26 protein-coding genes are annotated in these 26,765 nt (G+C 60.8%); 17 read left to right on the forward strand and 9 right to left on the reverse strand.

Translation table 11 applies throughout. The features are described 5' to 3' along the window. Window positions 1–12: 12 nt before the first annotated feature. Genes J2W49_RS04030 through J2W49_RS04045 form a run of 4 tightly spaced genes read left to right on the forward strand, consistent with a single transcriptional unit; the run spans window position 13 to window position 3,424 of the window. A complete protein-coding gene (locus tag J2W49_RS04030) occupies window positions 13–1,401 on the forward strand; it encodes an adenylosuccinate synthase (protein WP_310311779.1) in 1,389 nt (462 codons plus the stop codon). A 58-nt stretch (window positions 1,402–1,459) separates the two neighbouring features. Then, window positions 1,460–1,984, forward strand: coding sequence for a phosphoribosyltransferase (locus tag J2W49_RS04035; RefSeq protein WP_310311781.1), 525 nt, complete (start codon window positions 1,460–1,462; stop codon window positions 1,982–1,984). A gap of 5 nt (window positions 1,985–1,989) precedes the next feature. Then, a complete protein-coding gene (locus tag J2W49_RS04040; protein ID WP_310311783.1) occupies window positions 1,990–3,186 on the forward strand; it encodes a PLP-dependent transferase in 1,197 nt (398 codons plus the stop codon). 31 nt (window positions 3,187–3,217) lie between these two features. Then, on the forward strand, window positions 3,218–3,424 hold the full coding sequence (locus J2W49_RS04045) for a hypothetical protein (RefSeq protein WP_310311785.1): 207 nt from the start codon (window positions 3,218–3,220) through the stop codon (window positions 3,422–3,424). A gap of 54 nt (window positions 3,425–3,478) precedes the next feature. Here J2W49_RS04045 and mnmH read toward each other — a convergent pair whose 3' ends face one another. Together mnmH and J2W49_RS04055 are read right to left on the reverse strand one after the other, a co-directional pair. After that, window positions 3,479–4,555 carry a tRNA 2-selenouridine(34) synthase MnmH gene (mnmH, locus tag J2W49_RS04050; RefSeq protein ID WP_310311787.1) on the reverse strand — a complete coding sequence of 359 codons (1,077 nt, stop codon included), beginning with the start codon at window positions 4,553–4,555 and terminating at the stop codon, window positions 3,479–3,481. 6 nt (window positions 4,556–4,561) lie between these two features. Continuing rightward, complete coding sequence (locus J2W49_RS04055) at window positions 4,562–5,272, reverse strand: arylesterase (RefSeq protein ID WP_405000977.1); 711 nt, start codon at window positions 5,270–5,272, stop codon at window positions 4,562–4,564. Here J2W49_RS04055 and J2W49_RS04060 point away from each other — a divergent pair. The 4 genes from J2W49_RS04060 to J2W49_RS04075 all read left to right on the forward strand — a co-directional run bounded on the left by J2W49_RS04060 (window position 5,243) and on the right by J2W49_RS04075 (window position 8,844). After that, entirely contained in the window at window positions 5,243–5,929 is a 687-nt protein-coding gene (locus J2W49_RS04060; RefSeq protein ID WP_310311789.1) for an ABC transporter ATP-binding protein, read from the forward strand. The genes J2W49_RS04055 and J2W49_RS04060 overlap by 30 nt on opposite strands. 98 nt (window positions 5,930–6,027) lie before the next feature. Continuing rightward, window positions 6,028–6,771 carry a 23S rRNA (guanosine(2251)-2'-O)-methyltransferase RlmB gene (rlmB, locus tag J2W49_RS04065; RefSeq protein WP_310311791.1) on the forward strand — a complete coding sequence of 248 codons (744 nt, stop codon included), beginning with the start codon at window positions 6,028–6,030 and terminating at the stop codon, window positions 6,769–6,771. 17 nt (window positions 6,772–6,788) lie between these two features. Next, entirely contained in the window at window positions 6,789–7,514 is a 726-nt protein-coding gene (locus J2W49_RS04070) for an SIR2 family NAD-dependent protein deacylase (protein ID WP_310311793.1), read from the forward strand. Between the two features lie 97 nt (window positions 7,515–7,611). Beyond that, the gene (locus tag J2W49_RS04075; protein WP_310311794.1) at window positions 7,612–8,844 is read left to right on the forward strand and encodes a Yip1 family protein; all 1,233 of its coding nucleotides are present in this window, start codon (window positions 7,612–7,614) and stop codon (window positions 8,842–8,844) included. A 27-nt stretch (window positions 8,845–8,871) separates the two neighbouring features. On the opposite strand, the gene J2W49_RS04080 is transcribed toward J2W49_RS04075, so the two are convergent. The 7 genes from J2W49_RS04080 to J2W49_RS04110 form a co-directional block, all read right to left on the reverse strand. After that, on the reverse strand, window positions 8,872–9,468 hold the full coding sequence (locus J2W49_RS04080) for a chromate transporter (RefSeq protein ID WP_310311796.1): 597 nt from the start codon (window positions 9,466–9,468) through the stop codon (window positions 8,872–8,874). Next, on the reverse strand, window positions 9,465–10,091 hold the full coding sequence (locus J2W49_RS04085) for a chromate transporter (protein WP_310311798.1): 627 nt from the start codon (window positions 10,089–10,091) through the stop codon (window positions 9,465–9,467). Before J2W49_RS04085 ends, J2W49_RS04080 begins: the two co-directional genes overlap by 4 nt. A 79-nt stretch (window positions 10,092–10,170) precedes the next feature. Next, the gene (locus J2W49_RS04090; protein ID WP_310311800.1) at window positions 10,171–10,557 is read right to left on the reverse strand and encodes a response regulator; all 387 of its coding nucleotides are present in this window, start codon (window positions 10,555–10,557) and stop codon (window positions 10,171–10,173) included. Next, window positions 10,554–12,188: a sensor histidine kinase gene (locus tag J2W49_RS04095; RefSeq protein WP_310311802.1), complete on the reverse strand. Its 1,635-nt coding sequence runs from the start codon at window positions 12,186–12,188 to the stop codon at window positions 10,554–10,556. Before J2W49_RS04095 ends, J2W49_RS04090 begins: the two co-directional genes overlap by 4 nt. A 164-nt stretch (window positions 12,189–12,352) precedes the next feature. After that, entirely contained in the window at window positions 12,353–13,096 is a 744-nt protein-coding gene (gene fabG, locus J2W49_RS04100; protein WP_310311804.1) for a 3-oxoacyl-ACP reductase FabG, read from the reverse strand. Between the two features lie 97 nt (window positions 13,097–13,193). Next, on the reverse strand, window positions 13,194–15,353 hold the full coding sequence (locus J2W49_RS04105; RefSeq protein ID WP_310311806.1) for a 3-hydroxyacyl-CoA dehydrogenase NAD-binding domain-containing protein: 2,160 nt from the start codon (window positions 15,351–15,353) through the stop codon (window positions 13,194–13,196). Window positions 15,354–15,374: 21 nt separating this feature from the next. After that, entirely contained in the window at window positions 15,375–16,580 is a 1,206-nt protein-coding gene (locus J2W49_RS04110) for an acetyl-CoA C-acetyltransferase (protein ID WP_310311808.1), read from the reverse strand. 124 nt (window positions 16,581–16,704) lie between these two features. On the opposite strand from J2W49_RS04110, the gene J2W49_RS04115 reads away from it, so the two are divergent. The 9 genes from J2W49_RS04115 (at window position 16,705) to J2W49_RS04155 (ending at window position 26,745) form a co-directional block, all read left to right on the forward strand. Next, a complete protein-coding gene (locus J2W49_RS04115; RefSeq protein WP_310311810.1) occupies window positions 16,705–17,868 on the forward strand; it encodes an acyl-CoA dehydrogenase family protein in 1,164 nt (387 codons plus the stop codon). A 482-nt stretch (window positions 17,869–18,350) separates the two neighbouring features. Then, on the forward strand, window positions 18,351–19,403 hold the full coding sequence (locus J2W49_RS04120; RefSeq protein WP_310311812.1) for a lytic transglycosylase domain-containing protein: 1,053 nt from the start codon (window positions 18,351–18,353) through the stop codon (window positions 19,401–19,403). 20 nt (window positions 19,404–19,423) lie between these two features. Further along, a complete protein-coding gene (locus J2W49_RS04125; RefSeq protein ID WP_310311814.1) occupies window positions 19,424–19,774 on the forward strand; it encodes a TrbC/VirB2 family protein in 351 nt (116 codons plus the stop codon). A 38-nt stretch (window positions 19,775–19,812) separates the two neighbouring features. Beyond that, a complete protein-coding gene (locus tag J2W49_RS04130) occupies window positions 19,813–20,136 on the forward strand; it encodes a VirB3 family type IV secretion system protein (RefSeq protein ID WP_310311815.1) in 324 nt (107 codons plus the stop codon). Window positions 20,137–20,174: 38 nt separating this feature from the next. Next, on the forward strand, window positions 20,175–22,658 hold the full coding sequence (locus J2W49_RS04135; protein ID WP_310311817.1) for a VirB4 family type IV secretion/conjugal transfer ATPase: 2,484 nt from the start codon (window positions 20,175–20,177) through the stop codon (window positions 22,656–22,658). A 471-nt stretch (window positions 22,659–23,129) separates the two neighbouring features. Continuing rightward, window positions 23,130–23,795, forward strand: coding sequence for a hypothetical protein (locus J2W49_RS04140; protein ID WP_310311819.1), 666 nt, complete (start codon window positions 23,130–23,132; stop codon window positions 23,793–23,795). A gap of 235 nt (window positions 23,796–24,030) precedes the next feature. Next, window positions 24,031–24,423, forward strand: a complete 393-nt coding sequence (locus J2W49_RS04145; RefSeq protein WP_310311821.1) for a hypothetical protein — start codon at window positions 24,031–24,033, stop codon at window positions 24,421–24,423. 9 nt (window positions 24,424–24,432) lie between these two features. Continuing rightward, window positions 24,433–25,038: a hypothetical protein gene (locus tag J2W49_RS04150; RefSeq protein ID WP_310311823.1), complete on the forward strand. Its 606-nt coding sequence runs from the start codon at window positions 24,433–24,435 to the stop codon at window positions 25,036–25,038. Window positions 25,039–25,125: 87 nt separating this feature from the next. Next, on the forward strand, window positions 25,126–26,745 hold the full coding sequence (locus J2W49_RS04155; RefSeq protein WP_310311825.1) for a TrbL/VirB6 family protein: 1,620 nt from the start codon (window positions 25,126–25,128) through the stop codon (window positions 26,743–26,745). The last annotated feature ends 20 nt before the right edge of the window (window positions 26,746–26,765 follow it).

A 26,765-nucleotide genomic window follows, 5' to 3' on the forward strand; every position in this document is an offset into this window, starting at 1 on the left:
GGAAATCTGAGAATGACAAACAGCAACAGCGCCGTGGTGCCAGGTCGCAACGTGGTGGTCGTGGGAACCCAGTGGGGTGATGAAGGCAAGGGCAAGCTGGTCGACTGGCTGACCGAAACCGCCACAGGGGTGGTGCGCTTCCAGGGTGGGCACAACGCGGGTCATACCCTGGTGATCAATGGCGTCAAAACGGCGCTGCATCTCATTCCCAGCGGCATCATGCGCCCGGGCGTCAAGTGCTACATCGGCAACGGGGTGGTGTTGTCGGTGGGCAAACTGTTTGAGGAAATTGCAGGGTTGGAGAAGGCCGGCGTCGATGTGCGCTCGCGTTTGCGGGTGAGCGAGGCCTGTCCCCTGATCCTTCCTTTTCACGCCGCGATCGACATCGCACGAGAGGCTGCCAAGGAGAAGGCGGGCACCGCCAAGATCGGCACCACCGGCCGCGGCATCGGCCCGGCATACGAAGACAAGATCGCGCGCAGGGCGCTGCGCGTTCAGGACCTCAAATACCCAGACCGGTTTGCGTCGAAGTTGCGTGATCTGCTTGATCTGCACAACCATGTGCTGACCACCTATCTCGGATCTGCGGCGATGGTCTGGGACGAGAAAATTGCGACCTACATGAAAGATGGGGCGATCCAGTTCGAACCCGTCTTTGATGAAGCCATGGCACAGGCCGAACTGCTCAGGCCCATGATTGCAGACGTGTCACGAGAGCTCAACCGGGCTCATGTGGAGGGCGCCAATCTGCTGTTTGAAGGTGCACAGGGAACGTTGCTGGACATCGATCACGGCACTTACCCGTTTGTCACCTCCAGCAACTGCGTGGCCGGCAACGCGGCAGCAGGCGCTGGCGTCGGGCCTGGCATGCTGCACTATGTGCTGGGCATCACGAAGGCCTATTGCACGCGCGTGGGCGGCGGCCCGTTCCCCACCGAGCTCGCATGGGAAGAGGAAGGCACACCAGGCTGGCACATGGCCACGGTCGGCGCCGAAAAAGGCGTGACCACCGGCCGGAGCCGTCGTTGCGGCTGGTTTGACGCCGCCCTGTTGAAGCGATCCGCCCAGGTCAACGGCCTCTCAGGACTGTGCATCACCAAACTCGATGTGCTCGACGGGCTGAGCGAGCTCAAGCTGTGCACGGGCTATGAGCTTGACGGGGAGTTCATTGACATCCTTCCCATGGGCGCTGAAGACATTTCACGCTGCAAGCCCATCTACGAAACGCTGCCTGGCTGGTCCGATTCCTCTGTGGGTGTGACGCAATACGATGAGCTGCCTGAGAACGCGCGTCGCTACCTGCAGCGCATCCAGGAGACCACCGGTGTCCCGATCCATGTGGTGTCCACCAGTCCGGACAGGGATCACACGATCCTGTTGCACCATCCGTACCACGCGTGATGGTCGGTCGTTCCCCTTTCGTGCAGAATCCAAAACACAGACCCCACCCGGAGCCTACATGCTGACCGAAGACGGCAAACACCTCTACGTCTCTTACGACGAGTACCACAACCTGATCGAGAAGCTGGCGCTCAAGGTCTACCAGTCGGGCTGGGAATTCGACACCATTCTTTGTCTGGCCAGGGGTGGCATGCGCCCTGGCGACATTCTTTCTCGCATTTTTGATGTGCCACTGGCCATTATGTCGACCAGCTCCTATCGGGCGGAAGCTGGCAAACAGCAAGGTCAGTTGGACATCGCTCGGTACATCACCACGCCAAAAGGGGAGATTGCCGGGAGGGTGTTGCTGGTTGATGATTTGGCCGACTCGGGTGTCACCCTGCAAGCGGTGATCAAGATGTTGAAGACCAACTACGCGCCCATCACAGAGCTTCGCAGCGCCGTGATCTGGACGAAACAGTTGTCCACCTTCACTCCCGACTACTCGGTGGAGTTTCTGCCTACGAATCCGTGGATCCACCAGCCCTTTGAAGGGTACGATGCGCTGAGGCCGGCACAACTGCTGGAAAAATGGAAGCTTTGAGCTGAATGAGCGATCCTTTCACCACCCAGCTGATTCACCATCCTTACACCCCTCCGGCGGGGTTCGATGCCGTTGCACCGGGCGTGCACAAGGCGTCGACGGTCCTGTTTCCCAATGTTCATGCCCTGCGCACGCAGGAATGGAAAGACAAGAGCGGCTATACCTACGGCCTGCACGGCACACCCACCACGTTCACGCTGGAAGAGCGAATTGCCACGCTGGAAGGGGGGCGTTTTTGTGTGCTCGCACCCAGCGGCCTTTCGGCCGTCGTCCTGGTCGACATGGCATTCCTCCGGCAGGGCGATGAGCTGTTGATTCCCGACAATGCCTACGGCCCCGGCAAGGCATTTGCCGAAGGCGAGCTCAAGGCCTGGGGCATTTCACATCGTTTCTTCGATGCCATGGATCCGGCCGACCTGGCGTCAAAGTTGAGCCCCGCGACGCGGTTGGTATGGTTGGAGGCGCCTGGATCCATCACCCTCGAATTCCCGGATGTGCCTGCTTTGACCGCGGTGGTGCAGGAGGCCAATCGCCAGCGTGGAGCTTCACAGCGCCCGATCATCACGGCGTTCGACAACACCTGGGGCGCTGGCATCGCGTTCAATGCGTTTGAACTGGGTGTGGATGTGTCCATGCAGGCCCTCACCAAATACCCCAGCGGCGGCGCCGATGTGCTGATGGGGTCGGTGGTGACCCGGGATGCGCATCTTCACCAGGCGGTGTTGATGACTCACATGCGCCTGGGCTTGGGTGTCGGTGCGAACGACGCAGAACTGGTGCTGCGCGGCCTCAATTCCATGGCGGTGCGGTACCGCGCGCAAGATGCCTCTACACGCGACCTGGCCGCCTGGATGCAGAGGCAGCCCGGGGTTGTCAAGGTGCTCCACCCTGCATTGACAGACTCGCCCGGCCATGAACACTGGCTTAGAGACGCTCGAGGTGCGGCCTGCCTGTTCAGCGTGGTCTTCGACGAAGCGTTCGCTCAAGATCGCATCGATGGCTTCTGCGACGCGCTCCAGCTGTTTCGACTCGGCTGGAGCTGGGCGGGGCCCGTCAGCCTCTGTGCTCCCTATAACGTGTCGTCCATTCGCACCGCGCCATGGCCATACAAGGGCGGGTTGGTGCGCTTCGCCGTTGGGCTTGAAGCCGCAGATGACTTGCGCGCCGATCTGGCGCAGGCCCTGTCTGTGCTGACCGCCTGATCCCCTTTTCACCCTCCAAAGAAAGACAGTTTTGGCCACTCCCAATTACGGATTCGAAAAACGCCAGCGCGAACTCGCCAAGAAGAAGAAAAAGGAAGAGAAGCTCAGAGCCAAGGCAGCCGGCAAGCGCCACGATGGCAGCGATGCACCTGAAGGCGAAGCTGCTGAGGAGCAAGACCCAGGGGCCGCAGAAGGCGAGGCTTCCCCGGGAAGCGAGGGTCCTGGCAGCGCCGCTTGACCGGGCAGGGCGCTCGCCGGTATCACGCGCTGCGCATGGACGTGAAACCCGGTCTCAGTTCACGGGCGCTGTTGACCCCCGGGAAATCAAGGTCGAGGCAACCCCAGCAAAAGATGCCGGTGTCCGATCGGGTAGCTCAAGCGGCAATGCGTGAGCATATTGTCTGAAGTTTCTTTCGATCGACTGCGCGTACATCGGGTCGTAGTGCCTGGTCAACAGTTCCTGCACGACCCAGGGCGTTTCTCCTGCGTGGACCTTGGCAATCCAGTCTGACACCACCGCTTTGCCGCGAAGCTCCGTCAGGGCCTCCAGGCGCTCGCAGAAGTGGGTGGGATCCTGCACAAAAAAATCGTAGTCTTCCAGCAGCAGGGCAACGCGCTCTGAATCGCTCAGCCGCAGGTCCACGCACGGACTCTTGCGCATGGCCTCCATCAAGCCGTCAGGCACCCGAAGGTTGCCCACTTTCTTGCTCTCACTCTCCACATACACCACTTGCGCCGGATCGAACCGACGCAGGGCCTGCCAGACCAGACTGTCAAATCGCTTCTGACTGGGTTGGGGATGACCTGGGATATGTCCGAGGACAGAGCTCCGGTGAGCAGCCAATGCTTCCAGGTCCAGCACCTGCGCACCTTGCGCGGCCAGGGCATGCAGCAAACGGGTCTTTCCGCTGCCCGTGGGACCACAGATCACCCGGTACTCCAAACGCGGCGCCATGCGCGCGAGGTCGTCCACCAGCGCGGCGCGCCAGGCTTTGTAGCCTCCCTCAATGAGCGTGACCTGAAAGCCGATGGCGCCCAGGATGGTGGCCAGCGCGCCGCTGCGGTTGCCGCCGCGCCAGCAGTACACGAGCGGCTTCCAGTCGCGGGCTTTGTCGATCACCTCGCGCTCGATGTGCGCCGCGATGTTCTTCGCCGCCAGAGCGGCGCCCCGCTTTTTGGCCTCAAACGCATTGACCTGCTTGTACATCGTGCCAATGGCGATGCGCTCTTCGTTGTTCAGCGTGGGCCAGTTCACTGCACCAGGCACGTGGTCCAGCGCGTGCTCGTCTTCAGACCGGGCATCGATGATGGTGTGGAAATCGTCCAGACGAGCCAGCGCATCAGTTGCAGGCAAGGTAATGACAGGCATGTCTGTTTATCGCTTTGGCAGAAGTTTGCGCATTTCGGGCCAGACGTTGGCCAACATGATCGGCTGAGCACTCTCGTTGGGGTGAATGCGATCACTCTGAAACAGCTTGAGGGGATCACTGGTGTCGGCCACGTTCTTCAGGAAAAACGGAACCAGCGCTGCCCCTTCGGCTTTCGCCACGGTGGGGAAGACCTCCCGGAACTCCTGCGCGTACCGGGCGCCATAGTTTGGCGGCATCTCCATGCCCAGCAACAGCACCTTGGCACCGGCTTCTCGGGAAAGACGTGTCATCGTGGCCAGGTTGTCACGGGTCATGGTCAAGGGCAACCCGCGCAGGGCGTCGTTGCCGCCGAGTTCGATGAGCACCAGCGCTGGCTGATGTTGCCGAAGCAGCGCGGGCAGGCGGGAGCGGCCGCCAGAGGTGGTTTCGGCGCTGATGCTGGCGTTGACGACCTGGGCGGACACCTTTTCCTGGCGCAGTCGCTCCTCCATCAGGGCCACCCAGCCCTTACCGCGTTGCAGGCCGTATTCGGCACTCAGCGAGTCGCCCACCACCAGGATCAGGGGGGGACGGGAAGCAGATTGGGCTTGCGCCGGCTGTGACAGCGCAATTGAGCAAGCCCCCATAGAGAGGCCGATGGCAGCCAGGGCGTTAAAGTGACGTCGTTTCAACTTGAGAAGCCTTCCATGTCCGATGTGATGATTGCGGTCCAGCATGTGTTCAAGACGGTCACCGACTCCACCGGATCGCTGACCATTTTGCGCGATATCGATTTCACCCTGTCCAAAGGTGAAACGGCGGCTATTGTGGGCGCCTCTGGTTCGGGCAAGAGCACGTTGCTGTCCATCGTGGCCGGATTGGACACACCGAGCAGCGGCACAGTTCACATCGATGGTGTGGACCTGTTTGCGCTGGACGAAGATCAACGCGCCGCGCTGCGTGCCCAAAAGGTGGGCTTCGTGTTTCAGAGCTTCCAGTTGCTGGGCAACCTGACAGCGCTGGAAAACGTGATGTTGCCATTGGAGCTGGCTGGAAGACGCGATGCACGGGCGACCGCAACGCACATGCTGCAACGTGTGGGACTGGGTGAGCGGCTGTCCAGCTACCCCAAGGTGCTCTCCGGGGGCGAACAGCAGCGGGTGGCGCTTGCACGGGCGTTTGTCGTTCAACCTGCGGTGCTGCTGGCCGACGAGCCCACAGGGAGCCTGGACTTCGCCACCGGCGCCAAGATCATGGAGCTCATGTTTGACCTCAACCGCGAGCAGGGCACGACGCTGGTCCTGGTGACGCACGACCGGGCCATTGCCCAGCGCTGCGAACGACGCATCACGATCGAGGCAGGTGCCGTGCTTGCTGAAGCACCCGTGGCCTGAGTCTGAAGACAGGCAACAACCGCCGGGTAGGGCTGGTTCTTCGCCAGGGCTGCCTGGAGCAAAGTGGCGCAACCTCTGGGGGGCCCGATAATCACCAGATGTCTTCTCCCAAAGTGCTTTTCGGCTTTCACGCCGTGGGCGTGCGCCTGAAAACGGCGCCGCAGTCCATCATCGAGATCTATTACGAGCCAACGCGGCGCGATGCCCGCATGCGCCAGTTCCTGGACCGGGCGCGCGAAGCCAATGCCCGGCTGATCGAGGCCGATGGTCTGCGCATTGCCAAACTGGCGGGTAGCCATGGCCACCAGGGGGTGGCCGCGCGGGTGGAGGCCGTCACGCAGGTTCGTTCGCTTGACGAATTGCTGGAGCAACTCGAGCCCACTGGCGTGCCCCCATTGCTGCTGGTGCTCGACGGCATCACAGACCCTCACAACCTGGGCGCTTGCCTGCGTGTGGCCGATGGTGCCGGGGCCCATGCGGTGATCGCACCCAAGGACCATGCCGCCGGCATCAACGCCACCGTGGCCAAAGTGGCCAGCGGCGCGGCAGAGACCATGCCTTACTTCATGGTGACCAACCTGGCTCGCACCCTGGGCGAACTCAAGGAGCGCAACATCTGGATCATCGGTACCAGCGACGACGCGCCCAAGACGCTGTACCAGGTGGACCTCAAAGGTCCGGTGGCCCTGGTGCTGGGCGCTGAAGGCACGGGCATGCGCCAGCTCACCCGCAAGACCTGCGACGAGCTTGTCAGCATTCCCATGGCAGGCGCGGTGGAGAGTCTCAACGTGTCGGTGGCCAGTGGTGTCTGCCTCTATGAGGCGCTGCGTCAGCGCAGCTGACCTGCCCGGACGCAGCCATGCGGGACACCGTGCGCCAATGGACGACCGAAGCGCAACATCTGGTGGTGCTCACCGGGGCGGGCATGAGTGCCGAGTCAGGTGTTCCCACTTTCCGAGACGCGATGACAGGACTCTGGGCGCGCTTCAAGCCGGAAGAGCTGGCGACCGAACAGGCTTTCAGGGCCGATCCACAGCGGGTCTGGGACTGGTACGTCTCCCGGCGCGAAGCCGTTGCCTTGGTAGAGCCCAATGCGGGACACAGGGCCCTGGCGGCGTTCCAGTCCCGGTACCCGGGCCGCCTGACCCTGATCACCCAGAATGTTGACGGACTGCACCAGCGTGCGGGCAGCGTGCCCACCATTGCGTTGCATGGCGCACTGGCCGAAGATCGATGGCTGGACGCGCCGCGCGCCTGTTGCACCGCTGATTCAATCAAAGCCGGCAGGCCACCCCGGTGCGGCGTGTGTGGGAATTTGCGCCGGCCTTCGGTGGTCTGGTTTGGTGAGTCGTTGCCCTCAGCCGCACTGGATGCGGCTGAAAATGCGGTGCAGCAATGCGATCTCATGCTGGTGGTGGGTACCTCCGGGGCGGTGTACCCTGCGGCGGGCCTGGTCCTCAGCGCCCACCAGCTTGGCGCGCGTGTGGTGATGATCAATCCCGAGGTGACCGAACTCGACATCGTGGCCGATGCATGTCTGCGAGAGCCCGCTGCACGCTGCCTTCCATCGTTGCTGTCGGTTTGAGTTCGGTCATCACGCGGTGTTGAACGCGCGGTAAAGTCAACGCCGGTCGAATTCCCGCGCCGTTTCATCAGGCGCTCTGTTTTTCTGAGGAGCTTTTATGGACATTGTCGAACGCGTCAAGGCCATCTTGCTGAAACCGGCGGAAACCTGGCCAGTCATTGAACAAGAAGCCACGGATATCGGGCGCATCTACAAGGAGTACCTGCTCATCCTGGCGGCCATTCCTGCCGTGGCTGGCTTCATCGGCATGAGCCTGATCGGCTTCGGTGGCTTCGGCATGAGCTTCCGGATTCCCCTGCTGGCCGGTCTGGGCAACATGGTGGTCAGCTATGTGCTCTCGCTGGTGATGGTTTTTGTGATGTCGCTGATCGCCAATGCCCTGGCCCCCACCTTTGGCGGCGAAAAGAACGCACTGAACGCGATCAAGCTGATGGCGTATGGAAGTACCGCAGCGATGGTGGGGGGCATCTTCTACCTGTTGCCTTCGCTATCCATGCTGGCGCTGGTGGCAGCACTCTATTCCATCTACCTCATCTATACCGGCATTCCGGTCCTGATGAAGGCCCCGGTTGGCAAGGCTGCTGGCTACACGGCCGTGCTGGTGGTGTGCGGCATTGTGGCCGGGGTGATCCTGGCCGTTGCGAGCGCGCTCTTCGGTGGCGGCCGAGGCATGGGGCCGATGATGGGTGATGGGTCACCGAACATGTCCATCAAGGTGCCGGGGGCAGAGATTTCGGTCGACACCGCCAAGCTTGAAGAAGCCTCCCGCAAAATGGAAGAGGCCGGCAAGCGCTTGGAAGAAGCACAAGCCAAGGGTGACACCGCCGCGGCAAGCAAGGCCATGGGCGAGATGTTTGGCGCGGCTCTGGGCGGGCAGGGTGGCAAGCCTTTCCAGCCAGAGGAGCTTCAAAAATACATTCCGCAGAGCCTGGGTGGCATGGAGCGCAGCGAGTTCGAAGCGCGCTCGGATGCGGCGATGGGCATGAACATTTCCAGCGTCACCGCCAAATACCAGGGCAGTGATGGCGGTGTGGATGTCAAGGTGCAGGACATTGGTTCGGTGCCGGCGCTTGCCATGGCCATGGGCGCCTGGGCCCAGTCCACGGTGAACCGGGAAACCGCCGACGAGGTGGAGCGCATTTTTCAGCGCGATGGTGTCTCCTTCAAGGAGGAGTACCGCAAGGACGGGTCTGAGTCGGAAATGACCATGATGCTGCCCAACGGCATCCTGCTGGAATTCCAGGGTAACAACCTGGATATGGATGCCTTGCGAACGGCCGCTGCGCGCGTCGACGTCAAGGGGCTCGCGGGACTCAAAAGGGAGAAGTGAGGACCACGCGGCAGATTCGGGTGACTGTCAGACCCAGCCGAGCGCTCCCAGCACGGCGCCTGCGCCGATGAGCCACAGCAGGTGGACGCGGGTACGCCACACGATCAAGGTGGTCACCGCGGTGAGCAGCCAGAGCGGCCAGTCGCGCGCGGGGTGGTCGTGTGAGCCGGTGAGCAACCAGCCGGTGGCAATCAGCAAGGCAATCACGATCGGAGCCATGCCGGTCTTGAAGGCGCGCACGCCGCGCAACTCGCGGTTCCGGTGTGCCCAGCGCGTGGCGGTGTAGGTCAGCACGGAAGAGGGCAGCATGATGGCCACCATGGTCACCAGCACACCCAGAAAAGCCAGTGTCCAGGCCAGCCAGCCGGCCGAAGGTCCACCGCCGGCATTGAGGCCCACATTCCAGCCCAGCAGGGCCACAAAAAGCACATTCGGCCCCGGCGCGGCCTGCGATAGCGCGATGGACGAGGTGAACTGGGCATCGTTCAACCAGCCGTTGTTGTGCACCAGGTAACGGTGCATGTCAGGCGCGGTGGTGATGGCACCACCCACGCCCAGCAACGAGAGCGAGGCGAAGTGTGCAAACAGGTCCAGCCAGTTGGCGGCGGTGGGGACCATGCTCATGGCCGAGGCCCCTTGTCGGCTGGGCCATTGGACAGTTTTCGGTACGCCAACAGGCAGGCCACCCCCCCGATACCCAGCAACACCCAGAGCAGTGGCCAGCGCAGCAGCGCAATGGCGATGAAGGTCAGGGCGGCGAAACCGATGCACACACCCATGCCCATGGCGTTCTTGTCGAGCGCCGCGATGAGTTTGATGCCAGTGGCGGTGATCAGGCCAGCGGCCACGGCGCCCATGCCCCGCAGCGCGTTTTGTGCCACAGGGTATTCGGCCACGTTGCCATACAGAACCGCCAGGGCCAGCACGACCAGAAGGGGGAAGGCCAGCATCCCTGCCAGTGCGGCCATGGCGCCGGGCAGGCCGAAATACCGCCCACCAATCATCATGGACAGGTTGACCACATTGGGTCCAGGCATGATCTGGGCCACGGCCCAGTCTTCGACGAACTGTTCGCGCGTCATCCAGCGCTTTTTCTCCACCAGTTCACGTTGCACCACAGCCAGCACACCACCGAAGCCCTGCAGGGCGAGCCAGGTGAAGGACCAGAAAAGATCGGCGCGCGAGCGCGGGGCGTACAGGGTCTGCGCAGGAGAAAGTTCGCCAGATGGCAGGGGGTTTTCGGTCATGGCGGAATTATCGGCGGGCGACGGCTGCGCTGGCCTCTGGCTGCGTATGAACAGGTCGCAGGTCGCATCCCAGGCGAGTTCAGTCGCCCATCAACAGATCGCGCACCTTCTGCACGGTCAGTGGCTTGGTGATGAAGTCCTGGATCAGGGGCATTTCGCTGGCGATCTTTCGGTCCTGGGGAGCATCTGAGGAGGTCAGCATCATCAACCGCACCGTGGTTTTTCCGCTCAGCAAGTGTGCGGCATTGCGTGCGAATTCAAATCCGTCCATCAGCGGCATGTTGATGTCGAGAAAGATGCAGGTCGGCGTGATGAGGGAGTCCTTCTGAAGGAAAGCCAATGCCTCTGAGGCATCTTCATAAATCAGCAACTCGCCATCAAATCCGGCACGGCGGATCATGATCTCGTGAAAAACGTTGTCGGCTTCGTTGTCGTCAATGAGGATGAAGCGGGTCGGAGTGGTCACACTGGACTTTCGTTGGGGATCCCGTGCGCCAAAGGCAGGCGCAAGGTGAAGCGGCTGCCTTCGCCTGGAGCCGACTTGAGCGTCAGGTACCCGCCGTGCAGCGACGCAATTCGACGCGCAATTGGCAGCCCGAGACCCGATCCAGGGTGCGCGCGACGCAAATGCAGGCGCTTGAGCATATCGAACACGGCCTCCTGATGCTCGGGCGCAATCCCAATGCCATTGTCTTCGACATGAATCAGGTCGAAGCCAGCCTGACGCTCCGCCCTGACCCGCACATGTGCGGGTACACCAGATCGGGCAAACTGGAGCCCATTGGCCACCAAGTTTCGCAAGAGGTTGTACAGCAGAGCCGCGTCGCCCTGAACAAACGGCAGCCTGAGCACCTCCAACTGGCCGTTGCTACTCGTCAGCGCAGGTGCCACATCGGCCTGCACCTGTGCCATGACGCTGTGCAGGTCAACCCGCTCGGTGGTCATGGCATGCTTGTCCAGTTGAATGAACCGCAGCAGATCGTCCAGCAGTGCACCCATGCGGGCACCGCCAGAACGTACAAAACCCAGGTACTGCCGTCCGACATCAGGCAGATCGGCCTGGTGATCCGACTCCAGCAGGTTCGAGAAATTGTTGATGGCGTTGATCGGCTCGCGCAAATCATGCGACAGCATGTGGATGAAGCGCTCCTGCTGGAGCGTCTTCTGCTCCAGAAGTGACACCGTTTCGCGCAGGCGCGCTTCGCGCCGTCGAATCTCGTGCACATCCTGCGCCCGTAACACCACGCCCGTGATGGCACCTTGTGAATTGCGCGCAGGAATCAGCGCCACCTGGACATGGCGCAAACCTCTGCCTGGGAAACGTGTCACGCGATGGTAGTGACTGGTCTGCCCGGCCAGGGCGCATTCGAATTTGGACTGAATCACATCCTTGAACACCTGCTCGCCCACCAGCTCTTGCAGGCTGCGGCCAATGACCTGCTCACGCGTACAGGCCCAGTACTCAAGAAAGGTGTCGTTCACATGCTGGTGAATGCAGTTGCGGTCCACATACACCAGCAAATCCAGCCCGGCCACGGCCATGGCCGAAAGTTCTTCATGCTGGCGGCTCACGGCTTCAGCGGTGCGCGCGCTTTCCTGCTTCCGTGCTTTTTCATGCTCCAGCAGGGTGGCCACCAATGCCGACAGACGACGCAGGGCGTCCAGTTGCACAGCTGAAAGTTCACGTGGCTGCTGGTCAATCACGCACACCGAACCAAGCGCAAATCCATCGTCGGTCACGATGGGTGCCCCGGCATAGAAGCGAACCTGTGTAGGACCGCTCACGAGCGGGTTGTCACTGAACCGCTGATCCTTGAGCGTATCGCCGATCACCATGGGCTCGTCGGGATGCAGGATGGCATGCGAACAGAAGGCCACTTCGCGCGGCGTTTCGGTCAGATCCACACCAATGCGCGACTTGAACCACTGTCGATCGCGGTCAATCAACGTGATGAGCGCAATGGGCGTCCCGCAGATGGCCTGCGCCAGCGCCGAGATGTCGTCAAACGCCTGCTGTGGAAGGGTGTCGAGAACGCTCAGTCCATCCAATCGGGCGAGGCGTCTTTCTTCGTTGTCGGGCAGGGGAGCGATCAGCATGGGCAAGGCAAAAATGGTGTATACGATTTTTGCATGCTGATCTGAAAAAAGGGAGGCCGGTGGTCAGGAAGCACGGGGTACTGGGCAGTACCTCACGCCAGGAAAGCACCTCTGGTGTCACTCACTTCGAACAGGGCCTGCACAGCATGGCGGGACGTAACACTTCAGACCGACATGCCGCCAGAGACTTCAATCACCGCACCGTTGATGTAGCTGGCTTCGTCGCTGGCCAGAAAGGCGTAAACGTTGGCGATTTCTTCTGGTTGACCCAGACGGCGCAAGGGCACGCGATGCTCCATTTCCTGGATCACTTTTTCAGGAATGGTGTTCAGGATGGGCGTGCTGATGAATCCCGGGGCCACTGCGTTCACACGAACGCCCTTGGGGCCCAGTTCACGGCTCCAGGTCTTGGTGAAGCCGATCACGCCAAACTTGCTGGCGGCATAGTTGGTCTGGCCAAAGTTGCCGTAGATGCCCACCACCGAACTCGCGTTGAGGATCACGCCGCTGCCCTGGGCCGTCATGATGTCGGCCACCGCCTGTGCGCAGTGGAACACGCCCCGCAGGTTCACGTCGATCACCTTGTCGAACTGCTCCAGCGTCATCTTCTGCAGCCGCGCGTCCTGGGTGATGCCGGCATTGTTGACCAGCACATTGATGCGGCCGAAACGCTCCTTTACCTGGGCAACCACGGCATCCACCATCTCGCGCTGCGTCACGTCCATCACGAAGCCCACGGCAGTTGCACCTTCGGCCTCGCATTGCGCCACCGCCGCATCCACCGCCGCCTGCTTCACGTCGCAAACGATGACCGTGGCGCCTTCGCGGGCGAACTTGTGCGCGGTGGCCAGGCCAATGCCCTGGGCGGCGCCAGTGATGATGCTGATCTTGTTGTTGAGTCGTTTCATGTTGTCGATGAAGAATTGACGAGAAAAAGCCGGCGGGCTGAACAGCCGCCGGCCGCTGGTGAGGTGAAGTAGCCCTGGGTCGCCAGATGGACGAAGCTCAGTACACGGGCTGGTGCTGGCGAATCGCAGCCTTGACCACGTCGCTGAGAACGAAGCCGCTGCCGTATTTTGCAGCCAGTGCAGCGCATCGCTGCTCGAATGCATCCACGCCCATGCCGTAGATGAACTGCAAGGCGCCGCCTGTCCAGGCCGGAAAGCCGATGCCGAATATGGAGCCAATGTTCCCGTCGTGCACGCTCGTGAGCACGCCTTCAGCCAGGCAACGCGCCGTTTCCACGGCCTGACGGTAGAGGATGCGGTCCTTGATGTCCTGCAAGTCGTAGGCTTGATCAGGCTTTTCAAACAATTTCTTGAGCTCAGGCCAGAGCACCTTCTTCTGGCCTTGCGGGTAGTCGTAGAAGCCGCCACCGCCCGCACGCCCGGGTCGGTTGTGTTGCTTGACCATTTGCTCCACCAGCGTTTCTCCAGGTGTGGCGACGTATTGCTTGTCTTCTCTCTGAAAGTCGATGCGGGTTTGCTCCAGCACGTGCACCGACAGCGAGAGGGCGGTCTCGTCCAGTACCGCAAGCGGCCCCACCGGCATGCCCACCTGCATGGCGCAGTTTTCGATCACCGGCGCTGGAATGCCTTCACCCAGCATGGCAGCCCCTTCCATCACGAACGTGCCAAAAGTGCGGCTGGTGTAGAAGCCGCGCGAATCGTTCACCACGATGGGCAGCTTGCCCAGCGCCTGCACATAGTCGTAGGCCCGGGCAATGGTTTCGTCGTCGGTCTGCTTGCCTCGAATGATCTCCACCAACTTCATCTTGTCCACTGGACTGAAGAAGTGGATGCCGACGAATTTCTGCGGCTGGCTGCTTGCCTGCGCCAGACCCGAGATGGGGAGGGTGGATGTGTTGCTGGCAAAAAAGCCGCCTTCAGCAAGCATGGGCTCGGCTTCCTGCGCCACCTTGGCTTTGAGCTCGCGTTGCTCGAACACCGCCTCAATGATCAGTTCGCAGCCTTTGAGGTCTGTGGGGCTTGCGGTCGGCGTGATGAGGCTCAGAATGCCCGCCTGCTTTTCAGGCGTCATCTGGCCTTTGCCTACGCGCTTCTGCGTGAGCTTGGTGGTGTAGGTCTTGCCTTTGTCGGCAGCTTCTGTGCTCACATCCTTGAGCACCGTGGCGATGCCGCGGGTGGCCTGCGCATAGGCAATACCGGCGCCCATCATGCCCGCTCCCAGAATACCTACCTTCTTCGGCTGGTAGCGCGGCACATCTTTCGGGCGTGACTGCCCGCCCTTGATGGCGTTCATGTTGAAGAAGAACGTGTTGATCATGTTCTTCGCCACAGGGCTGATCATCAGCCCGGCCAGGTAGCGGCTCTCGACGCGCATGGCGGTGTCGAAGTCCACCATCGCACCCTCCACCATGGCCGCCAACGCGGCCTCCGGGGCAGGGTAGAGGCCCCGCGTTTTCTGCTTCAGCATCGCTGGCGCCACGCTCAGCATGCCGGCAATCTTCGGGTTGCTCGGCGTGCCGCCTGGCATCTTGTAGTCCTTGCGATCCCACACATGCTGGCAGGCCTCGGGCTTGCCTTGTGCGGCTTCGATGAACGCCAGGGCCTTGGGCATCAGCTCTTCGGTGCTGGCCACCAGCTCGTGAACCACACCCATCTTCAATGCCTCTTCAGGGCCGAACAGCTTGCTCTCAAGAATGTAAGGTTGCGCCGCCATCAAGCCCAGCAGGCGCGTCATCTTGGTGATGCCGCCCCCGCCCGGAATCAGGCCCAGCGTGATTTCCGGCAGACCAAACTGGATCTTGGGGTTGTTCACCGCGATGCGGTGATGCCCCACCAGTGCCACCTCCCAGCCGCCGCCCAGCGCCGCACCATTGAGGCAGCTCACCACCGGTACACCCTGCGTTTCCAGGGTGCGGAAGTTGCGTTTGATGCGCTCGATTTCGGTGAACACGCGCGGCCCGTCTGCAGCGGTGGAGCGCATCACGCCCTTGAGGTCGGCACCGGCGAAGAAGGTGCTCTTGGCCGATGCCAGCACGATGCCCTTGATCTGCTCGCGGTCCTTGACCACTTGCGCGGCGACGGCGTCGAGATCGTCCTGCCACTGCAGGCACATGGTGTTGACGGGCGAGCCCTGTTCGTCAAAGGTGATGGTGGCAATGCCGTTGGCGAGTTCGTAGCGGATGGTTTGGGTGATCATGTTTCTGTTCTCCGCTTTCTCTCAAACGCGTTCAACAATCGTTGCAATGCCCATGCCGCCGCCGACGCAGAGCGTAGCCAACCCGCACCGCTTCCCAGTTCGGTGCAGTTCATCTATCAACGTATTCAGGATCATCGCGCCAGTCGCACCCAGCGGGTGCCCCATGGCAATGGCACCGCCATTCACGTTCACCTTCTCGTGCGGCACGCCCATTTCCTGCATGAATTTCATGGGCACTGCGGCAAATGCTTCGTTCACCTCGAACAGGTCGATCTGGTCGATGCTCAGGCCTGCCTTGGCCAAGGCCTTGCGCGCGGCAGGCATGGGGCCGGTGAGCATGATGGTCGGGTCTGCACCTGATAGCGCCACAGCCACAATGCGGGCGCGCGGCGTGAAACCGTGTTGTTTGCCGGCGGCTTCGCTGCCGATCAGCATGGCCGCCGCACCGTCCACAATGCCGGACGAGTTGCCCGCGTGATGCACATGGTGGATGCGCTCCACCTGCGGGTAGCGCTGCAAGGCCACGGCGTCAAAACCCATGGCGCCCAGTTGTTCAAATGCTGGCTTGAGGCCTCCCAGACCTTCCATCGTGGTGCCGGGCTTGATGAATTCGTCCTGCGCCAGAATGGTCTGGCCCAGCGCGTCTTTCACGACCACAACCGAACGGTCAAAGTGGCCGGCAGCCCGAGCAGCGGTGGCGCGCTTCTGCGATTCCAGCGCGAAGGCGTCCACATCAGCACGAGTGAAGCCGTTGAGCGTGGCGATCAGGTCTGCGCCGATGCCTTGCGGCACAAACAGTGTGGCGCTGTTGGTTTCCGGGTCTTGTGCCCAGGCACCACCGTCTGAGCCAATGGGCACCCGGCTCATGCTCTCCACACCGCCCGCCACCACCAGGTCTTCCCAGCCGCTCTTCACCTTCATGGCGGCCATGTTCACCGCCTCCAGGCCCGATGCGCAGAACCGGTTGAGCTGTACGCCGGAACAACGCCAGTCCCAGCCCGCCTTGAGCGCGGCCACCTTGGGCAACACCGAGCCCTGTTCGCCAATGGGCGACACCACACCCATCACCACATCGTCCACGGCGGCCGTGTCCAGATCATTGCGGCGCTGCAGTTCGCTCAGCAAGCCTGACAGCAGGTTGACCGGCTTGACCTCGTGCAGGCTGCCGTCCTTTTTGCCCTTGCCGCGCGGCGTGCGGATGGCGTCGTAAACGAAGGCTTCGCTCATGGTGGGTGTCTCCTGGGGAACGTTCTGGGGATGCCACTGGTGGCCCGTGCAGGCGAATCAGTATAGACTTTTGCCAAGCATTTGCTTTGTATAAATCCACAGCCACAGTCTGATAGGTGACACCATGATCGACCGCACCCTGTTCACCCCCGAGCACGAAGCCTTTCGCGACAGCTTTCGCCGCTTCATGGAGAAAGAAATTGCCCCGCACCACGAGGCATGGGAAGAGCAGGGCTACGTGGACCGCGCGGTGTGGAACAAGGCCGGCGACAACGGCTTTCTCTGCATGACCATGCCGGAGGCCTACGGCGGTTCGGAGGCCGACAAGCTGTATTCGGTGGTGCAGATGGAAGAGCTCGCGCGTGGCGGCTTCAGCGGCATCGGCTACGGCTTGCACAGTGAAATCGTGGCGCCGTACATCCTGCATTACGGCACTGAGGCACAGAAGCAGAAATACCTGCCGCTGCTGGCCAGCGGGGCCATGGTGGGTGCCATTGCCATGAGCGAGCCCGCCGCCGGCAGCGACCTGCAAGGCGTCAAGTCCACCGCCATCAAGCAGGCCGACGGCAGCTATCTGCTCAACGGCAGCAAGACCTTCATCACCAACGGCTGGCATGCCGACCTGGTGATCGTGGTGGCCAAGACCCGGCCCGACGCCGGCGCCAAAGGCACCAGCCTGTTCCTGGTGGAGCGAGGCATGCCCGGCTTTGAAAAAGGCAAGCGCCTGAAGAAGCTGGGATTGAAGGCGCAGGACACCAGCGAACTGTTCTTCGACAACGTGAAGCTCGACGCCAGTCAGCTACTGGGCGGCCCAGCCATGGAAAACCGCGGCTTCATCTGCCTCATGGAACAACTGCCCTGGGAGCGCCTGCAGATCGCCATTGGCGCCGTGTCCGCCGCCCAGGCCGCGATCGACTGGACCGTGACCTACGTGAAAGACCGCAAAGTGTTTGGCCAGACCGTGGCGGCATTCCAGAACACCCGCTACAAGCTGGCCGAAATGCAGACCGAAGTGCAGGTGGCCCGCGTGTTTGTGGACAAGTGCTGCGAACTCGTCAACGTGAACAAGCTGGACACCGCCACCGCCAGCATGGCCAAGTACTGGTGCTCAGACCTGCAGTGCAAGGTGATGGACGAATGCGTGCAGCTCTTCGGCGGCTACGGCTACATGTGGGAATACCCCATCACCCGCGCCTACGCCGACGCGCGGGTGCAGCGCATCTACGGTGGTACCAACGAGATCATGAAGGAGGTGATCTCTAGGGGTATGGGCTTGGGCGGTCGTTGAGCGTTTACGGGTCAATGGCGATCAAGGCGAATCCATTCTGACCAGATCGATCTGTCCCTGATCTGGTCGACCGACCGGAAAAGGTTGATTCACCATTGGCGCTGCACCAGGTTGAACGCCATGTGTTCAAGGTGCAGCACGTCCGTTTTCATCTTCCTTTGCCTGCTCGTCAGTCTGCGAAAGATGAATTCAAAAGAAGCAATAGGCCATAAAAAGTAGGCCTACCCTGTCAACATTGACAGGGTGGTGAAAAAATAACTACTACCTAAGTAGCTATACTCCCGCCCAGATTTAAACAGAGCAAGGGGAGGGGGTTCCACAGCAATCCGGTGCAGCGGGGTTTGGCGCGCGTGTATGTGATCGTCCATCGGTCACGCGCTCAAGGCGTCGGCTATCTGCACCCGTGCCCGCCAGGGCGCACACAAAACACGCTCACCCGCTTGGGTGGATGTGTCATTGCTGAGGTGGCCTGCAGGCACCACATGTTCGATTGCCCCGATCTGGCCGTCCCCCGAGAAGTCATGCAGCACGTGGTGCAAGTGGAGTCTTCTCGCCACCCGTTTGCCATTGGCGTGGTGGGCGGGTATCTGGCCCGTCAGCCGCGCAACATCGAAGAAGCGCTGGCAGCGGTGCAAATGCTCCGACAAGAGGGCTACAACTTTTCTGTCGGCATTGCGCAGGTCAATCGCTACAACCTGGCGCCCTACGGTTTGAAAACCTACGCAGAGGCATTTGATGTCTGCGCGAACCTGCTGGCCGGATCGCGCATCCTGCGCGAATGCTACGACCGCGCTCAGGACTGGGGCAAAGCGCTCAGCTGCTACTACTCCGGCAATTTTTCCACCGGTTTCAAGCACGGCTACGTCCAGAAAATCTATGCGTCCATGCGCAAGGTGCAGGCGCGCGCCTCTGACTCAGCGGGTCTTCGCGTCATCCCGTACAACAACCAGCCACGGCGCTTGGCTCGCCAGGAAGATCTGCCGCTGGGAACGCCTTCTGTTGTACCGCCCGTCGACCTCAGCGCGCCCTACCCGGAGCCCTATGCGGTGCGGAAATTTCTGCCTCACACCCCGTTGGATGTGACCGCCAAGGCCATGGCGCTCGCTCGTGGCGTCGGGTTCCAGGCAGAGACCGCCGAGAGCCGGCCAGCGATTCCCGTGCCGGGGCCTGGGGCAGTGATGCCAGCCAGCATGGGCCAGGCCCCAAACAGTCTTGCGCACATTCCGCTCCAGGTTGTTGGTGTCAACGGTAACCCCTACCAGACCCGCGTGATTCCGCCGTCGCCGACGACCCCCGGCGAGCAACTGCCGCTGCCAGATCCTCACGCTGCCATCGATGTTCCTTCTACCCGTGGACGCACAGCAACTGCGTCGACCTCCGGATCTTCCATGGCGGCGCTCAAGGGCGGCAGCCTTCTCCACTCCACCGAGTCTTCAGGGAAGCCTGAAAACCCCGCTGCCAGCATTCGGGCCGGCAGCGGCGCCCAACCTCAACCCGACCCATCGGAAGTCGCCGACAGGTCATTCGTTTTTTGACAACTCAAGGAAGTACCCCCATGCACCCCAGCGCAAACCGCAACCGCATCGAATGGAACGTGGCCCTCATGATGATTGTCGGCCTTTGTCTTGTGGGCTTCATGCCCGAGGCGCTGGCACAGCAAGCACCTCCTCCTGGATTTACTGCGGCTTGCCAGAACGTCGATGGTTTCATGCAGAGCGTCGTCAGGTTGTTGGGGGCTGTCTCGATCGGCGTGGTCACCGTCGCCATCATCTTCGCGGGTTATCAGATTGCTTTCGCTCACAAGCGACTTTCCGACGTCGCACCCATTCTGATCGGTGGCTTGCTGATTGGCGGTGCAGCCACCATCGCCACTTGGTTCGTGGGCTCCTCGATCGCGACCTGCTGACCAGTCAGCTATTCCTGCGCAGTCAGCCCAATTTCCCCATGCACAAAGACACGCTTTTTCGCGGCTGCACGCGCCCCGCGACCATCCTCGGGGTGCCCTACATCCCCTTCCTGGTCGGCGCGGGCGGACCGCTGATTCTTGCCATGTACATCTCGCTGTACTTGCTGCTGGTGATCCCGTTCTCCATTTTGATCATGCGACTGATGACCAAGAAGGACGAAATGATCTTCCGCTTGATTGGGCTGAATCTGGTGTTTCGCTTTCTACCGCGAAACCACGCGGCTTACCACAACGCCTGGGTGTTTGGCCCTGTGGCCTACCGCAAACGGGCCGCCCGCATGCGCGGATACGACCAGTGCTGAACCCGCCTCTTCAGTGATCCACAGCCCGGGCTCTTGCCATGTCTCTGCTTTCTCCCGACGCCAACTTCAGCAACTTCATTCCGTTCAGCACGCACGTGGACACGCACGTGGTGAAAACGCGTGAAGGCGACTACCTGATCACTTGGTTGCTCAGCGGATTCCCTTTTGTGGGCAGGGAAGACTGGGAGCTTGAGCACCGGCACAAGACCTTCAACAACCTGTTGCAGAGCCTGCGCGCCCCCGACTTTGAAAACGTCGCCTTCTGGGCGCACGATGTGCGCCGCCGCAGGCCACTGAAGGCGGGCGCACGGTTTCGCCAGCGCTTCAACCAGGAACTGCACGACCGCTACATCCAGCGCCTGTCCACCCAGCGCCTGATGCAGAACGAGCTGTACCTAACCATGATCTACCGGCCCGTGGTCAGCGGCAAACGCTTCGCTGCGCTTTCCAGAGACATCGAAGAACTGCGCCACCAGGAAAAAGTGTCGCTGGAAAAAATCTACGAACTCGCGGGCAACTGCGAGGCCTTGCTCAAAGACTATTCGCCTTACCGCCTGGGCCTGTATGAAAGTGCTCAGAAGCAGGTGTTCTCCGAGAACCTCGAGTTCTTTGGCTACCTCGTCAACCATGTGGACGAACCGGTGCCGGTGCTCAACGCGCCCATCCATCACTATCTGCCGACCAGCCGCCACATGTTCTCCACCGGCAGCGGCGACTTTGCTGTGCGCACCAGCAATGGCGACAACCATTACGGCGCCATCCTCAACATCAAGGAATACGCCGACAGCACCTGGCCAGGCATTCTGAACAGCCTGAAGTACCTCGAATTCGAGTACGTGATCACGCACTCGTTCACACCCATGAGCCGCTATGACTCCATGAAGGCACTGGAGCGCACCAAGGGGGCCATGCTGTCTTCTGAAGACAAGGCCGTGAGTCAGATCGTAGAACTGGACTACGCCATGGATCAACTGGCCTCCGGCAACTTTGTGCTGGGCCAGTACCACTTCAACATGGTGATCTTTGCGGCCAGCCAGGAAGAGCTGTACACCAGCGTGGCGCAGGCACGTGCACAGCTCTCTGGCGCAAGCTTCGTCACCACCAAAGAAGACGTGGCCGTGGCCGCTGCGTACTACGCGCAACTGCCCTGCAACTGGCGCTTCCGCCCCAGGCTGGCCAACCTCAGTTCGCTCAATTTCCTGGGCCTGAGCCCGCTCCACAACTTTGCCACCGGCAAGCCCAATTTCAACCCATGGGGCCCCTCAGTCAGCATCCTGCAGACGCTCAACAATCAAGCCTACCACTTCAATTTCCACGCGACCAAACCCAACGAGTATTCGCTGGGCGAAAAGGCAATCGCCAACACCATGGTCATCGGTAAGTCCGGTACCGGTAAAACCGCGCTGATCAACTTTCTGCTCAGCCAGGTCCAGAAGCTTGACCCAGAACCCACCATCTTTTTCTTCGACAAAGACAAAGGCGCACAGATCTTCATCCAGGCCTGCGGGGGACGTTACTTCACGCTGGAGAAAGGGCAGCCCACCGGCTTCAATCCTTTGCAGTGCGACAACAGGCCAGAGAACGAGCAGTTTCTGGTCGAACTGCTGCAAACGCTGTGTGGCAAAGAAAGGTACAGCGCCTCCGAGTCCGAAGACCTCATCCGTGCCGTGCGCGCCATGCTGGACACACCGCGCCATCTGCGCACCATGACCAACCTGCGCAAGAGCCTGACCAATCACGGCGAGAACAGCCTGTACGACTGCCTCTCTCTCTGGTGCCAGGGCGGCCCGGCCGCCTGGGTCTTCGACAACCCGCGAGATGCGATCGAGTTTGGTGGCGCCAACCTCGTTGGTTTCGACTACACCGAAGTCATCGAAGACGCCCGCACGCGCGAGCCCATCATCCAGTACCTGCTGCACCGCATGGAAAGCCTCATCGACGGGCGTCCGTTCATCTATGTGATGGATGAATTCTGGAAAGTGCTGGAAGGCAAGGGCGGGCTGAAGGAGTTCGCCAAGAACAAACAAAAGACGATCCGCAAACAGAACGGCCTGGGTATCTTTGCCACCCAGAGTCCGCAGGACGCGCTCAACAGCGACATTTCCGCCTCGCTCATCGAGCAGACCGCCACACTCATCCTGCTGCCCAACCCCAATGCCGATCCCAAGGACTACCTGGACGGACTCAAGCTCACGCGCGCCGAGTTTGAGTTGGTGGTCGGCCTGGACGAGCGCAGCCGCTGCTTTCTGGTCAAGCAGGGCCACAACGCCGTGCTCTGCCAGCTCAACCTCAATGGCATGGACGACGAACTGGCCGTGCTCTCAGGTTCCAGCGACAACGTGGAAATCCTGAACGATCTGCTGCGCCACCACCCCGAACCGGACAACCCCGATGCCTGGCTGCCCGAATTTCACGCCCGCCGAAAAGGCCTGCGCACCCAGCGCGAAACCTTCATGGCCAACAACCACGAGTTCCTGCGACATGCCCGGCCTCAGTCCGCCACTGCGGCGGTCGCTGGCTGAGCTGAAGACATCGTTCACCGCCATATCAAACACACCGCTCAGGGAGGCCCTAGAAAATATGAATTCCAGACATTGGATGTTGTGCGCAGCCTTGGCGTTGAGCGCCGGTCATTGTGCGGCCCAGTCATCGCGGTGCGACGGCGTCGACGCGCACGGTGAGACAGGCGGGGCCCACTTCAATTCCAACCTCCCGTATGAGCAAGACGTTTTTTCGTTCTGCCGCATCGGATACCCCCTGCATTGCTGGATTTCCGTGGTGCCGTCTGCCGGCACCTGGGCCTGGATTCCCAACTGCTATCCGCAGAACAGCCAGTGGATTCCTTCGTTCACGCAAACCTGCCCCCGGTCATCCACGGAAGGCACCTGGCAAGGGTCCGGAGGTCCGATGGAGGCATTGGAGAAAAAGGGCGACCCCAACGGGAGCAACGGAATCAGCGATTGTGAGCACCGCCGATGAGGTACTTCTGCCACATGCCATTTCGAGCTGCGAAGCATTTCCGTCGGTTTGGACTGAGCAGGTTCATCTCAACGATAGCGAGTGGCATTCGCCCCTCCATCGCAGCGCCCACGCTGCTGCTGGCCATTTCACTGCTGGGCGCTTGCGCGAGCCCGCCCGAACCCGCACAACAGGGAGCCGTCGTTGATCTCAAGGCACCTTTTGAGCTCACCGGGCGTGCGCCTGCCCGCTGGCCGGAATGGGACAACCAGGGCCAAATACGATTCCATCTCGCGGACTGGTTGAAATCGCCGGATAACTCATTGGCTGATCAGGCTGTTGTGCAAGTGACCCGCCAAAACGAACGGGTACTGGAGGTGCAGTACAGCTATCCGCGCGCCATGGTCGATGCGAAGGCGCCACCTATCAACACAGCCCATCAAGGCGTGTACCACTATTGCATTGCGGCCCGTCTCGCCGCTCTTCAGGGGGCCAGCCATTGGGGGTCGGGAGACGCATTTGACGATGTTGCGATGGAACACGATCGATCCGTTCGGCTATTGGCGCTGGCGTTGGATGCGGATCATGCGCCATACCGCCATCTGCTGCCCGAACACTTGCGTGATTCGGTTGACACTTTGGAACTGAACAAGGCGCGCGCGGTTTGTGAAGCGCACATGCGACCGGAGTTTTTGTGGTGAATGCTGTTATCGAATTGAATCATTGGCCAGATGCGTGTTCCGGCCAACCCATGAATAAATATGTCAGTTTGTCACGCGCCAGGGAGGAAGAGTTCACGGACGGTGTTGCGCCTTGTGCGCAACACCGGTCCAGTGGACCAACGATCAAAACCTTGCGGGCCGGCTCAAGCTATGCGCTTGTGCTAAGGCGCGACTGAAACCCGTTTTTCACACCACTCAATCAGGAGGAAAAGTTATGCAAGCCGACAGGAAAAATCAGATCCAAACCGAAGAGCAGGCGCTGAATCGTCGCACCTTCGCGCGCTGGGCATTGGGAGGCACGACTGCGTTGGCGCTGGTTGCTTGCGGTGGAGGGAGCGGGGGCGATGAGGGCTCTTCACAAAGTGGAAGAAGCCTTAGGCCTGCGCACGACGCTTTGCAACCGGGAATGGATAGGCAGGATGTGATCAATACGGTTGGCAGACTTCCTGACAATGACGTTCCTGAAACCATGACGTGGCGACAAAACGGAGAACTGCTTCGAGTTTCTTTTGGCTACATGAGCAGTACCGATACTTATCACATTGCCGGATCTCTCTGGGTGGCACCTTCACCAAGTGCTGAGCGCGACAATCGTCAGTTTGTCTAGAGCATTTTCATGAAGTACGCAATTCTTTCCTTGAGCCTAACCTTCTGTCAGTCGTGTTTTGCACAGTGGGCCGTTTTTGATAACAGAGTGTACGAAGAGCTGGTCAAAATTAATAACGTTCGATCTACTACACAGCCTTCTTTGGCTGATTTTGAAGAGCAGGCTGAGCTGAGTTCAGATTTTGCAACTATTGAATTGGCTGAGCGTACCCGATTCATCACAACCGAAGAGGACTGCGGCGACAGGCAGCTTAATGAGAAACATTATTTTGCTTGCCAAGGCTTGCGGAATTTGCGCTTGAAAACTCTTGAGCAAAGCGAGAGTCTGCTTCGTGTCATTCAGCAAAGACGAACACAGATTGGCCAATTGATTCAAACCGGACGTGGGGTCGCGGAAGAGTCAGGACCATTGCAGCGCCACCATTTCGAACTCCAGGGGCTGCAAGCTCAAATTCAAAATGATGCAATGCAACTGCAAGTTTTGATGTACGGCTACAAGCAGCGCGAAAAGATGTACGAAATGCAGATGGCAGAAGCGAGGCGTGTTTCCGATACGCGCAGGCCTGGGTCAAGAAGCCTGGGCGCAGTGCCGTTCGTGCCTGCTCTCATGCGGTAGCGCGGCTATGAACTCACATCCTAGTGCTCATCATGGGCTGTTTCAGTTCGCCCGAAGCGCCCAAGCCACGCAATTGGGAGGCTCCCGATGAACTGCGACGACGGCATATTGTTACAGGCCGTGGCGACCTTGTTGATGTTGGTCGCGCCAGAGTACGTCGCCACGCTGACCGATGCGGTGTTCTTTTGCACGGTTCGTGAGTACCTGATCCAGGACATGCTGATTGGCACCTACCGCGATGCGGCCGCTGCGCGGCTGGGCACGGCCCTGGGCATGTTGTCCACAACAATCGTGACGCTGTGGGTGCTCTACCAGGGTTTCATGGTGATCTCGGGCACCAACCGGCAGCCGTTTGTAGGGCTCCTTTTCAAGACCGCAAAGCTCGTGTTCGTGCTTTCACTGGTCAGCTTGGTGGCCAGACAGTCGCCCGCGATTGCAGACACGGTCCTTGATTTTCAGCGACTGGTGACAACGGCCGTGGTCGGAGAAGACACCAACGTCTACCGCATGATCGACATCAACCTGGGCCTGGCGCAGGTGATCAATCAGGTCATCAACAACCTCGCAGGTGGCCAGCAGGCAGGCGCCTCGGGCAACAGCCTGACCACGACGGCCGGTTTGCTGGGGCAGAGCGGCCCGGCCATGATCACCACCGTGTTGGCACTGCTGGCTGAAATTGCCATCACATTCGCCATCATGTTGGCGCCGCTGTTCATCTTTTTCTTGCTGTTCCAGCAGACGTCGTCGCTGTTCTGGTCGTGGGCCAAGTTCCTGTTGGGTACGTTTGTGTCGCTCGCGGCGCTTGCCGTGGTGTCCGGTATTGCGCTGCGCATGTCGGCGATTTATGGCGCATCTGTGCTGGCCGCCTATTACGCAAACGGCAGTGAGGGCCTCGGTTCAATAGCGTCCTTTGACATCTCCGGCAGCGCAATGCGCATGGCCACGCTGGGAACCCTGATGAGCGCCATCATCATTTCAGTGCCGCCCATGGTCATGCAGTTCTTCAACGCCGGCGTCGGGTTTGCCACTGGCGCCATGGGTGGAATGATGGGTGGTGCCATGGCGGGTCGCATGGCTGGGGGAGGTACCGGCATCCCGGGGATGGCCTATGGTGGTGCGGGGGGTTCAGGTGCAGGCCAGGGTGCGCAGGGTGGGAGTGGGTATCTGACGCCTCCGCCCGGCTTGCCTGCACCAGCAAACGGCCCCTCCGGTGACGGAAGCACGGGTATCGGTGGGCAGCAAGTCTCAAGGACCACCGGTCACCTCACTGGCGGAGATTCAACCGCATCTGTGGGCGCAGCCCCAGGCACCAGAGGGCTGGCTTCTGAACATTCCAGTGTTTCAAGAGTGGAGCAGATCAACGAAGTTCAGTCTCGCTCCACAGAGTTCAGGGATTTCGACACCGCCAACACCCATCAAAACGGGCAGGGCAACTGGAATGGGCGCGGTGGCCACCTGGGCGTGTCGGGTGCGGCCAACGAGCACGTGACACCGGCTGCCGCTTCGTCTAGCAACGCAGCGAATCACAACGGCGCGGCGAACACAGACGGTGGCGGAGGTAGCGCGTCGAGACCAGAGAACCCTGACACCTCAGTGCACCGCACGCCCCCGCCCGGCGCCACACCTACGCCATCTGCACAAAGTGAGACGGCCACGCGCCCACAGGTGCCATGGGACCAACGAAACACGGAAGGCGTCCGGTCGTGACTGATCCGGTCGCAGCCCCA

Source organism: Hydrogenophaga palleronii, assembly GCF_031457455.1.
In the GTDB taxonomy this organism is placed as follows: Bacteria; Pseudomonadota; Gammaproteobacteria; order Burkholderiales; family Burkholderiaceae_C; genus Hydrogenophaga; species Hydrogenophaga palleronii_A.